Origin of the sequence: Citrobacter sp. TBCP-5362 (assembly GCF_005406305.1) — a bacterium.
GTDB classification, from domain to species: domain Bacteria; phylum Pseudomonadota; class Gammaproteobacteria; order Enterobacterales; family Enterobacteriaceae; genus Citrobacter_B; species Citrobacter_B koseri.
Genome location: NZ_CP040234.1, coordinates 3,839,694 through 3,858,713 on the forward strand (window position 1 = coordinate 3,839,694; position 19,020 = coordinate 3,858,713).

Annotated in this window: 16 protein-coding genes; 8 read left to right on the forward strand and 8 right to left on the reverse strand. The window is 54.6% G+C overall.

Translation table 11 applies throughout. The features are described 5' to 3' along the window. The first annotated feature begins 22 nt into the window (after positions 1-22). Positions 23-538 carry an inosine/xanthosine triphosphatase gene (gene yjjX / locus FD428_RS18260; protein ID WP_114847979.1) on the forward strand — a complete coding sequence of 172 codons (516 nt, stop codon included), beginning with the start codon at positions 23-25 and terminating at the stop codon, positions 536-538. 93 nt (positions 539-631) lie between these two features. On the opposite strand, the gene trpR is transcribed toward yjjX, so the two are convergent. Both trpR and sltY read right to left on the reverse strand, forming a co-directional pair. Beyond that, complete coding sequence (trpR, locus tag FD428_RS18265) at positions 632-961, reverse strand: trp operon repressor (RefSeq protein WP_024130726.1); 330 nt, start codon at positions 959-961, stop codon at positions 632-634. A 90-nt stretch (positions 962-1,051) separates the two neighbouring features. Further along, the gene (sltY, locus tag FD428_RS18270) at positions 1,052-2,989 is read right to left on the reverse strand and encodes a murein transglycosylase (RefSeq protein WP_012134178.1); all 1,938 of its coding nucleotides are present in this window, start codon (positions 2,987-2,989) and stop codon (positions 1,052-1,054) included. Positions 2,990-3,203: 214 nt separating this feature from the next. Here sltY and ettA point away from each other — a divergent pair, with 214 nt between their 5' ends. Beyond that, positions 3,204-4,871, forward strand: a complete 1,668-nt coding sequence (gene ettA / locus FD428_RS18275) for an energy-dependent translational throttle protein EttA (RefSeq protein ID WP_024130727.1) — start codon at positions 3,204-3,206, stop codon at positions 4,869-4,871. Positions 4,872-4,959: 88 nt separating this feature from the next. Here ettA and nadR read toward each other — a convergent pair whose 3' ends face one another. The 3 genes from nadR to serB form a co-directional block, all read right to left on the reverse strand. Next, positions 4,960-6,192: a multifunctional transcriptional regulator/nicotinamide-nucleotide adenylyltransferase/ribosylnicotinamide kinase NadR gene (gene nadR / locus FD428_RS18280; protein WP_012134180.1), complete on the reverse strand. Its 1,233-nt coding sequence runs from the start codon at positions 6,190-6,192 to the stop codon at positions 4,960-4,962. 138 nt (positions 6,193-6,330) lie between these two features. Next, on the reverse strand, positions 6,331-7,713 hold the full coding sequence (gene radA, locus FD428_RS18285) for a DNA repair protein RadA (protein WP_114847980.1): 1,383 nt from the start codon (positions 7,711-7,713) through the stop codon (positions 6,331-6,333). 97 nt (positions 7,714-7,810) lie between these two features. After that, complete coding sequence (gene serB / locus FD428_RS18290; protein ID WP_104867797.1) at positions 7,811-8,779, reverse strand: phosphoserine phosphatase; 969 nt, start codon at positions 8,777-8,779, stop codon at positions 7,811-7,813. 117 nt (positions 8,780-8,896) lie between these two features. On the opposite strand from serB, the gene FD428_RS18295 reads away from it, so the two are divergent. The 6 genes from FD428_RS18295 (at position 8,897) to FD428_RS18320 (ending at position 15,526) form a co-directional block, all read left to right on the forward strand. Continuing rightward, positions 8,897-9,544, forward strand: coding sequence for a YtjB family periplasmic protein (locus FD428_RS18295; RefSeq protein WP_012134185.1), 648 nt, complete (start codon positions 8,897-8,899; stop codon positions 9,542-9,544). Positions 9,545-9,598: 54 nt separating this feature from the next. After that, positions 9,599-10,615, forward strand: coding sequence for a lipoate--protein ligase LplA (gene lplA, locus FD428_RS18300; RefSeq protein ID WP_114847981.1), 1,017 nt, complete (start codon positions 9,599-9,601; stop codon positions 10,613-10,615). A gap of 398 nt (positions 10,616-11,013) precedes the next feature. Then, positions 11,014-11,712: a DUF1120 domain-containing protein gene (locus tag FD428_RS18305; protein WP_112001213.1), complete on the forward strand. Its 699-nt coding sequence runs from the start codon at positions 11,014-11,016 to the stop codon at positions 11,710-11,712. 82 nt (positions 11,713-11,794) lie between these two features. Further along, on the forward strand, positions 11,795-12,505 hold the full coding sequence (locus FD428_RS18310) for a fimbria/pilus chaperone family protein (protein WP_047459060.1): 711 nt from the start codon (positions 11,795-11,797) through the stop codon (positions 12,503-12,505). A 31-nt stretch (positions 12,506-12,536) separates the two neighbouring features. Continuing rightward, the gene (locus FD428_RS18315) at positions 12,537-14,963 is read left to right on the forward strand and encodes a fimbrial biogenesis outer membrane usher protein (RefSeq protein ID WP_114847982.1); all 2,427 of its coding nucleotides are present in this window, start codon (positions 12,537-12,539) and stop codon (positions 14,961-14,963) included. After that, positions 14,960-15,526, forward strand: coding sequence for a hypothetical protein (locus tag FD428_RS18320; RefSeq protein WP_114847983.1), 567 nt, complete (start codon positions 14,960-14,962; stop codon positions 15,524-15,526). Before FD428_RS18315 ends, FD428_RS18320 begins: the two co-directional genes overlap by 4 nt. Positions 15,527-15,584: 58 nt before the next feature. Here the strand turns inward: FD428_RS18320 and deoD are convergent, their stop codons facing one another. The 3 genes from deoD to deoA form a co-directional block, all read right to left on the reverse strand. Next, complete coding sequence (gene deoD / locus FD428_RS18325) at positions 15,585-16,304, reverse strand: purine-nucleoside phosphorylase (RefSeq protein WP_114847984.1); 720 nt, start codon at positions 16,302-16,304, stop codon at positions 15,585-15,587. A 99-nt stretch (positions 16,305-16,403) separates the two neighbouring features. After that, on the reverse strand, positions 16,404-17,627 hold the full coding sequence (gene deoB, locus FD428_RS18330; RefSeq protein ID WP_024130731.1) for a phosphopentomutase: 1,224 nt from the start codon (positions 17,625-17,627) through the stop codon (positions 16,404-16,406). Between the two features lie 52 nt (positions 17,628-17,679). Beyond that, complete coding sequence (gene deoA, locus FD428_RS18335; RefSeq protein ID WP_024130732.1) at positions 17,680-19,002, reverse strand: thymidine phosphorylase; 1,323 nt, start codon at positions 19,000-19,002, stop codon at positions 17,680-17,682. Between the last annotated feature and the right edge of the window lie 18 nt (positions 19,003-19,020).

The window sequence follows — 19,020 nt, forward strand, 5'->3', positions numbered from 1 at the left end:
TCATTTCTGAGTAATTCTGATTATGCACCATGTTGTCTCAGCAACCACCAATCCCGCTAAAATTCAGGCAATTCTGCAAGCATTTAACGAGATTTTCGGTGAAGGATCCTGCCATATTGAGTCCGTCTCCGTCGAGAGCGGCGTGCCGGAACAGCCTTTTGGAAGTCAGGAAACGCGCGCTGGCGCACGGAATCGGGTAGAAAATGCGCGCTGTCTGCGTCCTCAGGCCGATTTTTGGGTGGCTATCGAAGCGGGGATTGATGATAACAGTACGTTCAGTTGGGTGGTGATAGAGAATGCCGCCCAGCGAGGCGAGGCGCGATCGGCAACGCTGCCGCTTCCTGCGGTTATCCTTGAAAAAGTTCGTCAGGGCGAAGCGCTCGGCCCGGTGATGTCGCAGTATACCGGTATTGATGAGATTGGCCGTAAAGAGGGGGCTATCGGGGTGTTTACCGCCGGAAAACTGACCCGCTCCAGCGTTTATCACCAGGCGGTGATTCTGGCGCTCAGTCCGTTTCATAATGCGGTGTATCGGTAGGGCTCGCGATCCACGCCGGATGGCGGCTTCGCCTTATCCGGCCTACGTTCACCATTCCTGTAGGCCTGATAAGCGTAGCGCCATCAGGCGAAATTACCTTTCGCTCTTGAGCAACACCTGCTCCAGCCACTGGCGTAACTCTACCGGTGCGGACTTCAGGCTGTTGGAACCGCGCGTAATGGTGGCGATGCCCGCCCCCAGCTCATTTTTAAGCTCGCGCTGGCTCATTTCACCGCGTAACAACTCTTCAATGATACGCACGCGCGTTCCCAGCGCCTCACGCTCATCCGGCGTCAGCATCAAATTGAGTAAGGGAAGATGCAGGTCTTCCGCACAAGCGTGCTTGAGCAGCTCAACAAAGCGTAACCACTCCTGGTGACGCTGTTCTGCCATCGCTGCTGAATAGGGTGATTGCTGAGTCATAGAATGTCGCCATCGTTGCAGGGGGAAACGTATCTGCCTCCCCCGATTGTACTCTTTAACGAGTACGATAGCATAACATAACCGATGCGATCAGTAACGGCGCTGCCATTCTGCGTCATTCATCAACGTTGGTTTATCGCCCATGAAGTAGCGATAGTAGGCATCATAAGCCAGCACGTTCTTCACGTAGCCCCGCGTTTCTGAGAACGGAATACTTTCAACAAACGCGACGGCGTCGATGCGCCCTGCGCTATTGCCAAGCCAGGTACGAACGCGCCCCGGCCCGGCATTGTAAGCCGCTGAAGAGAAAATACGGTTATTACCAAACTGTTGATAAACGTATTGCAGGTAACTGGTGCCAATGTTGATGTTCGTCTCCGGGTCAAGCAGCTGGCTGGGGCTGCTGTAGCCCGGTATCGAGAACATTTTCACCGTATGCGTCGCCGTGCCCGGCATAACTTGCATCAGACCGCTGGCTCCTACCGGGGATTTCACTTTCGGATTCCAGGCGCTCTCCTGACGCGCAATCGCCATAGCGTAACTTTGCGAGATCGCTTTGCCGCCGGTGTAACGGGCGAAAAGATCCTTGTACGCCAGCGGGAAACGCTCTTCCAGATGATCCCACAGTTTCCCTGCGATCGTCGCCTGCACGCTCAGATCCCACCAGTGGTTATTGAAGGCATAACGCGCCAGCTGCGCCTGCTCCGACTTCGTCCTGCTGGAGACCAGATTCGCCCACTCGCTGCGCGCCGTATTATCCAGGTTCCAGTACATCAGTTCGCGTACTCGCGCCATTTCCGCGCCCTGCGTAAGCGAAGCGTCCACTGTCGTCGGCGCTTTGTCGATCTTCAGCACATACGCTTCACCCAGCTTTTGCGCGGCGACCATCGGGTAGAAACCACGCTGTTGCATCAGCGCATGGAGGATCTCTTTTGCCTCTGCCTCACGCCCGCGTTCAAGCAACAAATCCGCCTGCCAGTAGCGCCATTCATCCTTCTCCTTCGCTTCCATCGGCAGTCGGGCAAGCCAGGTATTCAGCCCACGCCGATCGCCGGTGCCCAGCGCCATCCGCACGCGGCGTTCCACCAGCGTGGTGGATTGCGAGCGCATAATCGCATCATCGCGCCACTTCGCCTGCGCATCGGTCACATCGTTCCCCATCAGCCGCCAGGCGACGATATCGCGCAGTTCCTGAGTTTGCTCCTCATTAAGCTGCTGGGCCTGCACCAGTGACGGGATCATCAAACGCGCATTCTCTGCGTCCTGACGCGCCACGCTGGCAAAGGCCACTGCCGCCATCTGGCGGGTAAAATCGGTCGCGCCGGTCGTACGCGCAAAAGTCATCACGCTATTGGGATCGTTCGCCAGCGCGATGATCGCCGAAGCAATGGTCTGGTACTGCGCAGGCATCTGCCCGGCCAGCACCGTTACCAGCCCCGTGTTGCCTGCTTTCATCGCCAGGCGGATGCGCTCCAGCCAGGCCAGCGGGTCCTGGGTGCCGGAAGCGCGCCAGACGCTGAACAGTTTGTCACAGGCGTTCGGCTGGCTTTTCCCGGTCAGCCAAAGCGCTTTCGCCCCCTGCCAGGCCTCTTCCGTCTGCCCGGTATTCCATTTCGCGTAGTAGTAATTACATTGCGCTTCGGTGGTGCCCGGCTTCTCGGGGCTGAACGCTAGCAGTCCACGCCAGTCTTCGCGACGCGCTAGCTCATTAACGAAACGCGATTGCAGCGTACGCGCAGGAGGAAGCGTAGGGTTGGCGCGCACAAACTGGGTGACGGTGACCGCAGGCTGGTTCATCAGATCGTCGGTGATCTGGCGATACTCAAGATAGGGATACAGCGGGTAATTCTTCAGGCCAGGCATCATCTGCTCAACGACATCCATCTGTCGGTTATCCCAGGCCTGTTTGATTTGCGCATAGCGATTGCGCTGCTCATCCAGAGAATCCGCTCGCGCCGCCTGACTTACCGTCAGCAGACATACGCTGGCGGCGATAAGACGCCAGGTAAATGGTTTGGCTTTGTCCACAAGCTCTTCCTCTTGTCGTGATACATCAATGCAGCATCATGCCGCGTAATGAATTTATGCTAACCAGACATTGCTAAATGCGCCATGTTACGGACACTTTTTTACTTTTATTGCGAGTGAGAGTTGCTGGCTGGGATTAGCCCGGGAAAAAGGCTACACTTCGCCTTTGAAAATTATTCTTCATCACGATAAACCTATAGAGGCGAAGTCCAACGTGGCTCAATTCGTTTATACCATGCATCGTGTCGGCAAAGTGGTTCCGCCGAAACGTCATATTTTGAAAAACATCTCGCTGAGCTTCTTCCCTGGGGCGAAAATCGGCGTACTGGGTCTGAACGGCGCCGGTAAGTCTACCCTGCTGCGCATTATGGCTGGCATCGATACAGATATTGAGGGCGAAGCTCGCCCACAGCCAGGCATCAAAATTGGCTACCTGCCGCAGGAACCTCAGCTCACCCCTGAACATACCGTTCGCGAATCGATCGAAGAGGCGGTGGCCGAAGTGGTCGGCGCCCTGAAACGTCTGGATGAAGTGTACGCGCTGTACGCCGATCCAGATGCGGACTTTGACAAGCTGGCCGCCGAACAGGGCAAGCTGGAAGAGATCATCCAGGCGCATGACGGCCACAACCTGAACGTACAGCTGGAGCGCGCCGCTGACGCCCTGCGTCTGCCGGACTGGGATGCCAAAATCGCGAATCTTTCCGGTGGTGAGCGCCGCCGCGTCGCGCTGTGCCGTCTGCTGCTGGAAAAACCGGACATGCTGCTGCTCGACGAACCGACCAACCACCTGGATGCGGAGTCCGTCGCGTGGCTGGAACGCTTCCTGCACGACTTCGAAGGCACCGTTGTGGCGATTACCCACGACCGTTACTTCCTCGACAACGTGGCGGGCTGGATCCTCGAACTTGACCGTGGCGAAGGAATTCCGTGGGAAGGCAACTACTCCTCCTGGCTGGAACAGAAAGATCAGCGTCTGGCGCAGGAAGCCTCTCAGGAAGCGGCCCGCCGTAAATCCATTGAGAAAGAGCTGGAGTGGGTGCGTCAGGGTACTAAAGGCCGTCAGTCTAAAGGCAAAGCCCGTCTGGCGCGCTTTGAAGAGCTGAACAGCACCGAATACCAGAAACGTAACGAAACCAACGAACTGTTTATTCCACCTGGACCACGTCTGGGCGACAAGGTCGTTGAAGTCAGCAACCTGCGTAAATCCTACGGCGATCGCCTGCTGATCGACGATCTCAGCTTCTCAGTACCGAAAGGCGCGATTGTCGGCATCATCGGTCCGAACGGCGCGGGTAAATCCACCCTGTTCCGCATGATGTCCGGTCAGGAACAGCCGGATAGCGGCACCATCACGCTGGGGGAGACTGTAAAACTGGCTTCCGTTGACCAGTTCCGTGACGCGATGGATAACAGCAAAACCGTGTGGGAAGAAGTTTCCGGCGGGCTGGATATCATGAAGATCGGCAACACCGAAATGCCAAGCCGCGCCTATGTGGGCCGCTTTAACTTCAAAGGTGTCGATCAGGGTAAACGCGTGGGCGAACTGTCCGGCGGTGAGCGCGGTCGTCTGCATCTGGCGAAGCTGTTGCAGGTTGGCGGCAATATGCTGCTGCTCGATGAACCGACCAACGACCTGGATATCGAAACCCTGCGCGCGCTGGAAAACGCCCTGCTGGAGTTCCCGGGCTGTGCAATGGTTATCTCGCACGACCGTTGGTTCCTCGACCGTATCGCCACGCACATTCTGGATTACCAGGATGAAGGCAAGGTGGAGTTCTTCGAGGGTAACTTTACCGAGTACGAAGAGTACAAGAAACGCACGCTGGGCGCCGACGCGCTGGAGCCGAAGCGTATCAAGTACAAACGTATCGCCAAGTAATGTATCAGATGCCGGATGGCGCTACGCTTATCCGGCCTACAGACTTATCCGGCCTACACCTTGTGGGCCGCCATCCGGCGCTTCAGGCTTAACCCTGCTCGCCCATCATCTCTTTCACTAACTCCACGCAGCGCAAAAATCGACCATCGTAATCGGCCTCTTCTACGTGGACGAAATTGATGTTGTTCTCCCGCAGCATATCCACCAGCAGATTCTGGAACTCTTTACGATCCACCGAACTGCCCAGACTCCGTAACCCATCCGCGACCCAGGGCGTATTGTTCTCCAGCAGGATCACCAGATCAAAGCGGTATTCATCGATCAACGCCTGTACAAACGGATGCTCGCGCCCTTCGTATTTTTTACAAAAGGCCTGCGTGGTAACGAAATCGGTATCGATAAAGGCCACTTTATTGGCGTATTTCACCGCAAAATCAATATATTGTGCATGGCCCAGCGCGATCTTATCGTAATCAGAATACTGTAACGCCATCTCGTCACCGCCCAGATGCGAGAAGACATAGTCGCGCCCGTACTCCCACGCGCTGGTGGTATTAAAAATATTGGCGAGCTTGTTCACCAGCGTGGATTTCCCGCTCGACTCCCCGCCTAATATCGCCACGGTGCGCACGAAAAAGGGCTTCACTTCCGTCGGAATGTATTCCCAGTAGCGGAACGGGTTTTCACGGATCTGCGCCCCGCTGATACTCATAAAGGTTCGTTTCGGATCGACCAGCACCGTTTCAATAGCCAGGTGTTCGAGATACTGCGGCGCATCGGCTTCCTCGGACGTGTAGATCCAGTTAGGCTGAATCCCCTTCTCTTCCATAAAGGCTTTGATGCCGTTGCTCCACACATCCCAGCCATGCGGGTACGGCTCCATCCCTTCCTCATTGAAGGCATGAATACGAATATTCTTCTGATATTTAAAGGTCTGTAGTAGCCAACGCAGACGATCCGACACGGTAGGCTGTTGCGACATGGCGCTGTCTTCAAACAGTTCGCGGTCGCGGGTATCGTCATAACCCATAATGATATGCAGTTCATCCACCTGGCTACAGGCGCGCTGAATCAAATAGATATGCCCGGTATGCAGGGGGTAGAACTTGCCAAACACCACGCCGATGTTTTTCCGCTGCCGGGGAAACTCCAGCCCCAAAAAACGATGCAGCGCCTCCAGCTTTTGCGCGCTGGGGCTTTTAATCTTCGCGTTCAGAAGTTGGCTCAAATACCCTTTGGTCATGCCGCTGGCATCCGCCACCTGTTGCAGGGTACACCCCTTTTGCTTGATCGCGGTTTTGAGATAGTCGAACGATGACACAAGAGCCTCCTGCTAAAAAACGCGTAACAATGCCTGATGGCGCTTCGCTTATCAGGCCTACAACATCAATCCGTAGGCCGGATAAGACGCACTGCGTCGCTATCCGGCAAATTATACAACATCAGTGCATACAGATGATTATAAGTCGTCAAACACACTTAACGCATCCGCAAGCTTTTTAACGCCAAAAACCTGCATCCCTTCCGGCGGCTTTTTCGGCACGTTGGCAGCCGGTACGATAGCGCGGCGGAAACCGTGTTTAGCCGCTTCAGAAATACGTTCCTGACCGCTGGGCACCGGGCGAATTTCCCCTGCCAGCCCCACTTCGCCAAACACCACCAGATCCTGCGGCAGCGGCCTGTCGCGCAGGCTGGAGACCATCGCCAGCAATAGCGCGAGATCCGCGCTGGTCTCCGTGACCTTCACGCCGCCCACGACATTGACGAATACATCCTGATCGGCCATCTGCAATCCGCCATGACGGTGCAGCACCGCCAGCAGGATCGCCAGACGGTTTTGTTCCAGACCGACCGCCACGCGACGCGGATTCGCCATCATCGAGTGATCGACCAGCGCCTGAATCTCTACCAGCAGCGGGCGCGTCCCTTCCCACACCACCATGACCGAACTGCCGGAAGTCACCTCATCGCCACGGCTTAAGAAAATTGCGGACGGGTTGCTGACTTCACGCAGCCCCTGCTCCGTCATCGCAAAAACACCCAGCTCGTTTACCGCGCCAAAACGGTTTTTATGGCTACGCAGCGTGCGAAAACGGGAGTCAGCGTCGCCATCCAATAGCACCGAGCAGTCAATGCAGTGCTCCAGCACCTTCGGGCCAGCCAGCGAGCCGTCTTTGGTTACATGACCAACCATCACAATAGCCACGCCGCGCGTTTTGGCAAAGCGCGTCAGATAAGCGGCCGTCTCACGCACCTGGGCCACGCTGCCTGGCGAGGACTGGATATCCGCCATATGCATCACCTGGATGGAGTCGATCACCATCAGCTTCGGTTGTTCTTCTTCCGCAATCAGGCAGATCTGTTCAATACTGGTTTCTGACAGCATATTCATGTTAGCCGTCGGCAATCCCAGCCGATGCGCGCGCATCGCTACCTGTTGCAGGGATTCTTCGCCCGTGACATACAGGGTTTTCATCTGCTCGGCCAGTTTGCAAAGCGTTTGCAGCAGCAGCGTGGATTTCCCCGCACCGGGGTTGCCGCCAATCAGGATGGCGCTACCGGGCACGACACCGCCGCCCAGCACACGGTCGAACTCTTTAAACCCGGTGGAAAAACGCGGCAGCTCCTCAAGGCTGATGTCAGACAATTTCTGCACCTTTGCCACACCTGCGTTACCGGCATAGCCGCTGAGTCGCTCATTACGCGCCACCGTTGGCGACGCGGCAAGACGCACCTCGGTGATGGTGTTCCAGGCATGACAGGTGCTGCATTGCCCCTGCCAGCGCGGATAATCGGCCCCGCATTCATTACAAACAAAGGCGCGTTTTGGAGCTTTTGCCACGGTTTACCTCTTTCGTTAACGCTTTTGCCGGATGGCGCTGGCGCTTATCCGGCCTACAGTCACTTTCCCGTAGGCCCGGCGCCATCGGGCAATTCAATCATTTTTGATTCATACTGCCGGAGAGAATGCAGAACACCCCCATCAGATCAGCGTGACGAATCGTGATTTCCGTCTTTTCATTCACTTTCGGTTTGGCGTGGTACGCAATCCCCAGCCCGGCCGCTTTGATCATCGGCAGATCGTTAGCGCCATCGCCAATCGCCACCGTCTGCGCCACGGGAATCTCATACTCCTGCGCCAGTCGGGTCAGCGTGTTAGCTTTGTACCGGGCATCGACGATATCGCCAATGACATTGCCGGTAAATTTCCCGTCGATGATCTCCAGCTCGTTCGCCACCACCGCGGTTAAACGCAGCTTTTCACGCAGGTATTCTGCAAAAAAGGTGAACCCGCCGGAGGCGATCGCCACTTTCCAGCCGAGCGTTTCCAGCTTCAGCACCAGTTGCGTCAGACCCGGCATCAACGGCAAATTCTCGCGCACCTGGCGCAGAATATCGGCATCCGCGCCTTTCAGCGTCGCCACCCGGCTGCGTAAGCTGGCGGTAAAATCCAGTTCGCCGCGCATCGCGCGTTCCGTGACTTCCGCAACCATTTCGCCCGTCCCGGCCAGCTTCGCTATTTCATCGATGCATTCGATCTGAATCGCCGTCGAATCCATATCCATAACCAGCAGGCCTGGCGTACGCAGATGCGGAATTTTGCCCAGCGGCGCGACATCCAGCCCGGCGCCGTGCGCCAGCTTCGTCGCGCGCGGCGTTAAGGAGCCCGCCAGACGAATCACCTGATAATCTTCAACGCACCAGGCCGCCACGATCACCATCGCCGCGCCCAGCTTGCTCTGGTACTGCGTTAAGCGCTGCTTATCCAACCCGCGACCGTACAGCAGCCAGCCGCTACGGCCTGCGTGGTAATCCAGTGGCATCACCTCGTCACCACTTAATGAAAGGGGTAAACCAGGCCACAAAGAAACATCTTCAGGCAGATCGCACCAGGTAATGTTAGGCATTAAAGCTCCTGTAAAATCGTTCGGGTCGGGAATCATCCTGGGGAAAATAACGCATGAGGCTACCCTGTAACCATCGCTTCTGGCAACATTAAGCCTCAAATTTTCAGCAGGTGGAATATGGCTCGCGCAAAACTGAAATTCCGGCTTCATCGTGCAGTGATTGTATTGTTCTGTCTCGCACTGCTCGTCGGGCTGATGCAGGGGGCGTCCTGGTTCAGTCAAAACCATCAACGGCAGCGCAATCCGCAGCTCGAAGAACTGGCCCGCACGCTGGCGCGCCAGGTGACCTTAAATATCGCGCCGCTGATGCGCACCGAAACGCCGGATGAGAAGCGGATCGCCGTCGTACTCCGCCAGCTAACGGAAGAGAGCCGCATTCTGGATGCTGGCGTCTACGACGAGCAAGGCGATCTTATTACGCGCGCAGGCGAAAGCGTCAATGTGCGCGACAGGCTGGCGCTGGACGGTAAAAAAGCGGGCGGCTATTTTAATCAGCAGATTGTCGAACCTATTCAGGGTAAAAATGGCCCGCTGGGCTATCTGCGCCTGACGCTGGATACGCATACGCTGGCGACCGAAGCGAAACAGGTCGATAACACCACCAACATTTTACGCCTGATGCTGCTCCTGTCACTGGCAATTGGCGTGGTGCTCACGCGCACCTTGCTACAGGGCAAACGCACGCGCTGGCAGCAATCGCCTTTCCTGCTCACCGCCAGTAAATCCGTACCGGAAGAGGAAGAAAGCGAGAAGAAAGAACCATAGGATAGCCGCCGCTTTGTCGTTAATATAGTTGAGACCACGAAAAGGAATGCTGCCATGACGACATTACGTCTGCTTATCTCTGACTCTTACGATCCCTGGTTCAACCTGGCGGTTGAAGAATGTATTTTTCGCCAGATGCCCGCGACACAGCGCGTTTTGTTCCTGTGGCGCAACGCTGATACGGTCGTCATCGGGCGGGCGCAAAACCCGTGGAAAGAGTGCAACACCCGGCGCATGGAAGAAGACAATGTCCGGCTGGCGCGTCGCAGCAGCGGCGGCGGCGCGGTGTTCCACGATCTCGGCAATACCTGTTTTACATTTATGGCCGGGAAGCCGGAGTACGACAAAACGATCTCCACCGCGATAGTGCTCAATGCGCTGAACGCGCTGGGCGTTACCGCAGAGGCTTCCGGTCGTAACGATCTGGTGGTGAAAACGCCGGAAGGCGATCGCAAGGTTTCCGGCTCCGCCTATCGGGAAACCAAAGATCGCGGCTTCCACCACGGCACATTGCTGTTGAATGCCGATCTCAGCCGTCTGGCGAACTACCTCAATCCTGATAAGAAAAAATTACAGGCCAAAGGGATCGCTTCCGTACGCGGGCGCGTCGCCAATCTGGTCGAACTGCTGCCTGGTATTACCCATGAACACATCTGCGACGCCATTACCGAGGCGTTCTTCAGCCACTACGGCGGACGCGTGGAAGCCGAAATAATCTCTCCAGATAAAACACCGGATCTGCCCAATTTTGCCGAAACGTTTGCTCGCCAGAGCAGTTGGGAATGGAACTTCGGCCAGGCGCCAGCCTTTACGCATCTTCTGGACGAACGCTTTATCTGGGGCGGCGTTGAACTGCACTTCGACGTTGAAAAAGGGCACATCACGCGCACTCAGGTTTTTACCGACAGCCTTAACCCTGCGCCGCTGGAAGCGCTGGCAGGCCGTTTACAGGGGTGTCTGTACCGTGCGGATATGCTGCAACAGGAGTGTGATGCGCTGTTAGTCGATTTTCCAGAGCAGGAAAAAGAGCTACGGGAATTGTCGGCGTGGATTGCGCGGGCGGTGCGTTAACCCTCTCCAGGACGTGCTCGTTTCTCCTTAACAAGGGCGGCACGTTACTTTCTCAATAACCATCAGCAATGCATTAAAAGCCTGCCGATTAACGCTCAGGCTGGCATATTATTTATCAATAATATTCACCGCGTGAATATATAAACATACACTCTCGCCATATTCCAACCGCATACAAAATAGCAGCAACTCTAAAACAAAAAATAACAAAGATCACCAGAAATCAGTTTTAAATAAAACTAAAACCACTGTCTGCTGTGTCCAGATAATATATTACTTCTGGAATATAACTCTATCCCAACCATATTCCATAGCTATCTGGTTGATATAAAACGTATTCAGAAGGCAAGTAACATGCCTTTTCGTACCATCACACAATTCAAGTTAAGGATCAACAAATGAAAAAAGCACTTCTTGCCACCGCAATCGCGGCACTGACCATGTCTAACGCATGGGCGGCCGATGGCTCCACTACTGAACTGCGCGTAACGGGGAAACTGCTGGTCGGTGGCTGTACCGCGACTGTCAACGGCGGCAACGCACTTGATTTCGGCTCGCATCTGATCAGCGACCTTAGCTCAACGGCCGTCAACGATATCGCCACGAAAGACACCGATCTGGTCATCGAGTGCCCCAGCGCCACAAAAGTAGGCTGGACGCTGACCGATAACAAAGCGGATAGCAACGCAGAGATCTGGATAACCGGCATCATTAAAGGTAAAGGAGTCTCATTCGGCGTAGGTAAAACAGCAGGCAATGTCAACATTGGCGCCTATGCCGTATCCATCGATTCTGCCAAGGCAGCAAGCGCGCAAGCCGTCAATGGCGAAGACACCTTTGACGTTGACTATATTATAGGCGCCGCCGCAAGTATGGGTTCGTGGGCTAAGGCGACAACGGCAACTTCTTTTCGGAACCAGGAAGGGACGCAGGATATCATCACCGTCGGCGCCAAAGGCACGCTGGAACCAGCAGCCTATAGCAATGCAACTTATCCGCTTAAGGTTTCTCTGGCTGTAGATAATACCACCAAACTGGCCATTAGCGATGATACCGATATTTCAGGTTCCGCCACCATTACCCTGAGATATATCTAATCACATCGTTATTAATCATATCTGTACAACAACTCCCTACATGGATGGGTGGGGAGTTTTTCCAATAGAAGGAATTACAATAATGTCTGACAAATCTTGTACCGTTAAAGCGTATATATTTGCCGCCACGCTTCTCTGTTTACCTTTATCTCAGGCTTATGCGGCAGGAATGGTTCCCGCCTCCACGCTACTGGTTATTGAAGAAAGCCATAATGGCGGAACGATAAATGTCAAAAACAGCGATACGGTTCCGATGTTGCTGTACACCACAATAGAAGATGTAAAAGATGACAGTGGCATCACCGTCAACGTCACCCAGCCCGTCGTACGCGTGGAACCCGGTCAGGAACAGCAGGTCCGCTTTATTATGGAAAGCAGCGCCCCGCTAACCAAAGAGCACTATAAACGCGTCACCTTTGAAGGCATCCCACCATCAGGCGTGTCTAAAGGCGCAATGAAAGTTAACTTCAATCTGCGTCAGGATCTGCCGGTATTAATTCGCCCCAAAAATTTACCGGTCGTCACCGATGCGTGGAAACTGCTGAAATGGTCCGGCTCCGGGCAGCATATTAAAGTCAGCAACCCTTCCGCCTATGTGGTGCGCCTGGCGCAACAGGTGATTTTTTTACCTTCGCAAACGGCCGGGGAAATCGCAAAAACCTATATTTTACCCGGAGAAGTTCTGGATGTAACCGTCAAGAAATCCATCATTTCCGATCAATCTGTACGCTTCTTCCCGGCCAGCCGCTACGGCATCGACATACCCAATTTCACTGCGCCGTTAACACCATAATCAATAAAAAACGGGGACAAAGTAAGTGTATATGAAAGGAATCAACCTGCTGTCTCGCCATATTCAGATCGCGTTATATTCATGTACGTTATTAACCTCAACGGCGTTAGCCCGTGAGGTAACGTTCAGTACCGATATACTCAATACGCGCGGCATCAGTAAAAATATCGCAAATTACTTCGCAGAAGAGCCGCGTTTTTTGCCCGGTGTACATAGCGTTCTAATCAACGTAAACGGGTCAGAAAAAGGTTCGCTGGGCGCCAAATTTGACGAACAAGGGCAACTCTGCGTAGATGACGATTTTCTGACAGCGATCGGGCTACGTCCTCTGGGGATTTCCCTGCAAGAACACTGTCATGACCTGCAAAAAGATTATCCCTCCGCCGTCATAAAGTCCCTTCCCGGTAAGGAGATGCTGGAGTTAACTGTCCCGCCCGACGCACTGGAAAATAGCGCGTCCCGGGAGAAAAACTATAGCCACGGCGGCAGCGCCGGGCTGCTCAACTACAGCCTGTTTTCCACGCGAAATGAATACAACGGCGGCGACAGCCATAACTACACGCAGGGCGATCTCGAAGCGGGCGCCAATCTGGCCAACTGGGCATTGCGCAGCCGCTATTTTCTGCTGGACTCTGACGGCGATCGCAGCGCTAAAAATTTATTCACTTATGGCGAACACGTTTTTGAAGCGCAACAGATGCGTGTCCAGGTTGGGCAGATCAGCTCCAGATCGGCGCTGTTTTCTGGAACATCCCTCAGCGGCATTCAGTTACTCCCCGAGTCCAGCATGACCTCTGATAATTCAGGCGTCACCGTGACGGGGATTGCCCGCACGAACCAGGCGCGAGTAGAAGTCCGCCAGGCGGGGCAGCTTGTTTATTCCACGCTGGTAAACGCGGGGGCATTCAGGCTGGACAATGTCCCCATCCTGTTAAATAACGCCGATCTTCAGGTCAGCATCGTCGAAACCGACAACGTCACAACCAGTTTCATCGTACCTGCCTCCTCAATCAACCTGAACGGCCTTCCGCGACCACAAGGGCTTATGATGTCAGTAGGCCAGGTGCGCAACGTCGACAGCGATTACAGCGACCCCTGGGTATATAACATTTCAGACGGCTGGCGCCTTACCCCACAAACAAGTTTGCTGGCGGCGGGGGTTCTTGCCGAGGATTATCAGGCAAGCGGTGCAATGCTGGAGTGGAGTTCAAACGAGAAATGGCAAGTATTTGCCAGTCTGCTGGGCAGCCGCGAATCCTTCGGCGATACGCGCAGCGGTATAAAGGCGGAAATTCAAAACCAGCTGACACTTCCCGGCCATGTCTCTGTTGGGGTCAGCACCGCGCGTTATTCTGACGACTATCGTGAGTTGTCCGAGGCGATGGACGATGACAGCGCAAGCTATCAAAGCAGCTATAGCGCCAATGTGAACTGGAGCGGCAGAACAGCAGGAAGCTTCTCGTTAGCTTATAGCTATAATCAGGCCACGGATGATTATGAAGACTCCAGTTACGTGAGTCTTTCATGGGGAAAAACATTTAAATACGCGTCAATAAACGTGAACTGGCAGCACTCTGTTAGCAACGATAACGATAACGATAATGACGACATCAACGATGACAGCTATGACGATGATGTGTTTTACATCAACCTCAACATTCCTTTCCAGTCGCAATCGATTAACGCATATATGCGCAATCAGGGCGATCGAACGACATATGGCTTACGCAGCAGTGGCCCTCTCAGCGACAATACCAGCTACTCCGTTTCGGCGGATCGCGATATCGGAAACGATCTCAACACCCTCAACGGCAACATCAACAGCAACCTGCACTACACGCAGATGAGCGTTGGCGCAACAACCAACAATGACGATCAGCGTAGCTACAGCGCAATGCTGTCGGGCGGCATTGCCCTGCATCGCCAGGGGGTAACCTTCTCCCCCTATACCATTAAAGATACTTTTGGCATTGCCCACCTGAGCGAACCGGAAAGCGGCATCGAAATCGCAACGCCGCAAGGCCCGGTCTGGACAGATTTCTGGGGGCAGGCCGTGGTGCCAGGACTGACGGAGTGGCGTAAGTCACGTATTGAGGTGAACGCAAATACGTTGCCCAAAAATATGGATCTGGCTAACGGAACAAAGCTACTGGTGCCCGCTCATGCCACCGTCAGCGACCTGGATTTTAACGTGCTAAACACCCGTCGCGTCATGCTGAAGATAAAACAGCAGGATGGCTCCTGGCTTCCTAAAGGCACGTCTGTTGTTGATGAAAAAGGAAACTACCTGGTCAGCGCAGTGGACAGCGGCCGCGTCTTTATTAGCAATATTGACGAAACGCCAACGCTCTATAGCGTTGATGACAATATGAACCGTATCTGCAAAATCACTTACACATTAAGCAATGTGCAGAATAAAGAGGCGTTTTACGAAACGGCGGAGGGTATTTGCCAATGAAGTCATACGGAAAGTGGATCATTGCATTATGTACGTTAGCAGTGCTGGGGTCACGCATAGCATGGGCAGACGAGAACTGCCAGGTATCGCTCTCTCGCGCTACCGTAGCCTTTCCCCCGATGCAGCGAAATGACAACGTCGGCTCACAGCAAAACTGGTTTAAAATGCCCTCGCGCGATATCAATGTCAGCATCTATTGCCCGCAACCACAGGTGATGGCGCTATTTGTACATGGCGCCGCAGGCCCACAAGGGCGATTTCTTTTCGGTAACGGCGGGGGGCTGGCGTTGAAAGCCAGCCAAATGATACTGGATGGCCGCAGCTATATGATCGGGAAAACAACCGATCGCAATGAGTTCATTCCCGCAGACGGCCATGCCGATACACAGCTGCTGCACAATAACGAAGCCATTATCGCTATCGAGAACAATGAAGCCGCGCGCGGGCAGCAGTTGAACTTTACGTTAACGCTAACGCCAGTGCTGAACGAAAAGCAGTTCCGTAACGTCAGCGACAATACTGAGATGGAGAGTAATTTAAGCTGGGAGTTGCTAACGCATTAATCGCCAAAGGGCGGTAAATAAACAGGCAGGAAAAAGGGGCAAACTGCCCCTTCTTTTTTTACTCTTTATCGCCCAGCAGAACAGATTCCAGCGCGATTTTGATCATGTCGTTGAAGGTCGTCTGACGTTCAGCAGCAGTGGTCTGCTCGTGAGTACGGATATGGTCAGACACGGTGCAGATGGTCAGCGCTTTCGCACCAAACTCAGCCGCTACGCCGTAGATACCCGCCGCTTCCATTTCCACGCCCAGGATGCCGTATTTTTCCATCACGTCGAACATTTCGCCGTCAGGAGAATAGAACAGATCGGCGGAGAACAGGTTGCCCACGCGCGCGTCAACACCCAGCGCTTTCGCCGCGTCTACCGCGTTGCGCACCATATCAAAGTCAGCGATCGCCGCAAAATCATGATCCTTGAAGCGGATACGGTTAACTTTGGAATCAGTGCAGGCACCCATACCAATCACCACATCGCGCAGTTTCACGTCGTTGCGTACCGCACCACAGGAACCGACACGAATGATTTTCTTCACGCCGAAATCGGTGATCAGCTCTTTGGTATAGATGGAGCAGGACGGGATACCCATACCGTGACCCATGACGGAGATCTTACGGCCTTTGTACGTCCCGGTGAAACCTAACATGCCGCGAACGTTGTTCACTTCACGCACGTCTTCAAGGAAAGTTTCAGCAATGTGCTTCGCACGCAGCGGGTCGCCCGGCATCAAAACGACGTCAGCGAAATCACCCATTTCTGCGTTAATATGTGGAGTTGCCATCTTTTATCCTTATCTCGTTGTTATTGCCTGATGGCGGCTACGCCTTATCAGGCCTACAAAACCGTAGGCCCGGTAAGCTTGCGCCACCGGGCAATTGCATCACAGCATGTTTTTGCCGTAGTCCATCGGCGACGTACCGAAGTACGTTGCCAGCGTCTGACCGATATCCGCGAAGGTTTCACGGTGACCGAGCGAGCCCGCTTTCACTTTCGGGCCATAAATCAGCACCGGAATGTGCTCGCGAGTATGGTCCGTACCGGTCCAGGTCGGGTCGCAACCGTGGTCGGCGGTCAGGATCAGAATGTCATCTTCACCGACCAGTTCCATCAGTTCCGGCAGACGACGGTCAAACAGCTCCAGACCCGCAGCATAGCCCGCTACGTCGCGGCGATGCCCCCAGGATGAGTCGAAATCAACAAAGTTGGTAAAGACGATCGTCTCGTCGCCCGCTTCTTTCATCTCTTTAAGGGTGGCGTCGAACAGCGCGTCCAGGCCAGTGGCTTTCACTTTTTTGGTGATGCCGCAGTTGGCGTAGATATCCGCAATCTTACCGACGGAAACCACATGCCCTTTTTTCTCGTCGACCAGTTTCTGCAAGATGGTCGGCGCCGGTGGTTCAACGGCCAGATCGTGACGGTTGCCGGTACGCTGGAAGTTACCGGCCTTATCGCCGATAAACGGACGCGCGATAACACGGCCAATGTTGTAGCCGCCCTCGGTCAGCTCTTCACGGGCGATTTCGCACAGCTCGTACAGTTTATCCAGCCCAAAGGTCTCTTCATGGCAGGCGATCTGGAATACGGAGTCAGCGGAGGTATAGAAAATCGGTTTACCGGTTTTCATATGCTCTTCGCCCAACTGATCCAGAATGACCGTACCGGAAGAGTGACAGTTACCGAGATAACCCGGCAGGTTGGCGCGTTTTACCAGCTTATCCAGCAGTTCCTGCGGGAAGCTGTTTTCATGGTCGCTGAAGTAGCCCCAGTCAAACAGAACCGGAACACCCGCGATTTCCCAGTGGCCAGACGGGGTATCTTTACCGGAAGAGAGCTCGTGCGCCCACGCGTACGCGCCAATTACTTCCGCATTGCCGTCCATACCCGCAGCAATTTTACCGGTAGAACCTTCATGCGCTTTCACCAGACCCAGGCGGGTCAGGTTAGGCAAATTCAGTGGGCCTTTACGGCCATTGTCGGCCTCGCCCCTGGCGCAGGCTTCTGCAATATGGCCCAGGGTATCTGAACCTACGTCGCCAAAGCGATCCGCATCTTCAGTTGCACCAATACCAAAGGAGTCCAGCACCATAATAAATGCACGTTTCATCTTGTTCTCCATACATCTTGCGCTGCAAAAAAGCGATCAGATCAGTATACAGCTATTCGGTAATACGACGATAGACTGTCGGTGTAATTTCAGGCGCTTTGTCGTCAAGGCTGATTGCCGCTTTGACGGCTTTCGCCGCTTCCTGCCAGCTGGCTTCATCTTTGGCGTGGATAACAGCCAACGGACGCTGCCCGTCAACGCTGTCGCCCAGACGCGCCATGTCGGTAAAGCCGACGCTGTAATCAATGGTGTCCGACGCCTGGCGACGACCGCCGCCCATTGAAACCACCGCCATGCCCAACGCGCGAGTGTCCATCGCGGATACAAAACCTTCAGTATCGGCATAGACGGCTTTGCTGAGCATCGCCGTCGGCAGGTATTTCGCGTAGTTTTCAACGAAATCGCTCGGCCCTTTCTGTGCCGCTACCATGCGACCAAAGATTTCCGCCGCTTTGCCGTTATCCAGCACCGCCTGTAGTTTCACTCGCGCATCAGCGTCATCTTTCGCCAGCTTGCCGGAGATCAGCATCTCCACGCACAGCGCCATCGTGACGTCGAACAGACGCGGGTTGCGGTATTCACCTGTCAGGAACTGCACCGCTTCGCGCACTTCGACGGCGTTACCGGCGCTGGAGGCCAGCACCTGGTTCATGTCGGTGAGCAGCGCAGTTGTGCGCACGCCTGCACCGTTGGAAACGCCAACGATGGCTTCAGCCAGCGCGGCAGAGAGTTCGTAGGTCGGCATAAAGGCGCCGCTGCCCACTTTCACGTCCATCACCAGCGCATCCAGCCCTTCCGCCAGTTTTTTCGCGAGGATTGAAGCGGTGATCAGCGGGATGGAGTCCACCGTCGCGGTAATGTCGCGGGTGGCGTAAAAACGTTTATCCGCCGGTGCGAGCGAACTGGTCTGCCCAATAATCGCCACACCCACATCTTTAATGATTTCGCGGAAACGGTTGTCGTCCGGGAAAATATCAAATCCCGGGATCGCTTCCAGTTTGTCGAGCGTACCGCCGGTATGACCGAGGCCGCGCCCGGAGATCATCGGAATGTAGCCGCCGCAGGCCGCCACCATAGGGCCAAGCATCAGCGAAGTCACATCACCCACGCCGCCGGTGGAGTGTTTGTCAACAATGGGGCCGTTAAGGTTGAGACTCTTCCAGTCCAGAACGGTTCCTGAATCTCGCATCGCCATGGTCAGCGACACACGTTCAGGCATCGACATATCGTGGAAGAAAATGGTCATCGCCAGAGCGGCAATCTGCCCTTCAGAGATGGTGTTATCACGAATACCATTGATAAAGAAGCGGATCTCTTCGTCGCTTAACGGATGACCATCACGTTTTTTACGAATAATTTCTTGTGCGAGAAACACGGTAACCCCCAGGGGAAA

Coding starts and splice junctions, on each gene's coding strand:
- yjjX (WP_114847979.1), top strand. CDS start 23: ATGCACCATGTTGTCTCAGCAACCACCAATCCCGCTAAAATTCAGGCA.
- trpR (WP_024130726.1), bottom strand. CDS start 961: ATGACTCAGCAATCACCCTATTCAGCAGCGATGGCAGAACAGCGTCAC.
- serB (WP_104867797.1), bottom strand. CDS start 8,779: ATGCCTAACATTACCTGGTGCGATCTGCCTGAAGATGTTTCTTTGTGG.
- FD428_RS18295 (WP_012134185.1), top strand. CDS start 8,897: ATGGCTCGCGCAAAACTGAAATTCCGGCTTCATCGTGCAGTGATTGTA.
- lplA (WP_114847981.1), top strand. CDS start 9,599: ATGACGACATTACGTCTGCTTATCTCTGACTCTTACGATCCCTGGTTC.
- FD428_RS18305 (WP_112001213.1), top strand. CDS start 11,014: ATGAAAAAAGCACTTCTTGCCACCGCAATCGCGGCACTGACCATGTCT.
- FD428_RS18310 (WP_047459060.1), top strand. CDS start 11,795: ATGTCTGACAAATCTTGTACCGTTAAAGCGTATATATTTGCCGCCACG.
- FD428_RS18315 (WP_114847982.1), top strand. CDS start 12,537: ATGAAAGGAATCAACCTGCTGTCTCGCCATATTCAGATCGCGTTATAT.
- FD428_RS18320 (WP_114847983.1), top strand. CDS start 14,960: ATGAAGTCATACGGAAAGTGGATCATTGCATTATGTACGTTAGCAGTG.
- deoD (WP_114847984.1), bottom strand. CDS start 16,304: ATGGCAACTCCACATATTAACGCAGAAATGGGTGATTTCGCTGACGTC.
- deoB (WP_024130731.1), bottom strand. CDS start 17,627: ATGAAACGTGCATTTATTATGGTGCTGGACTCCTTTGGTATTGGTGCA.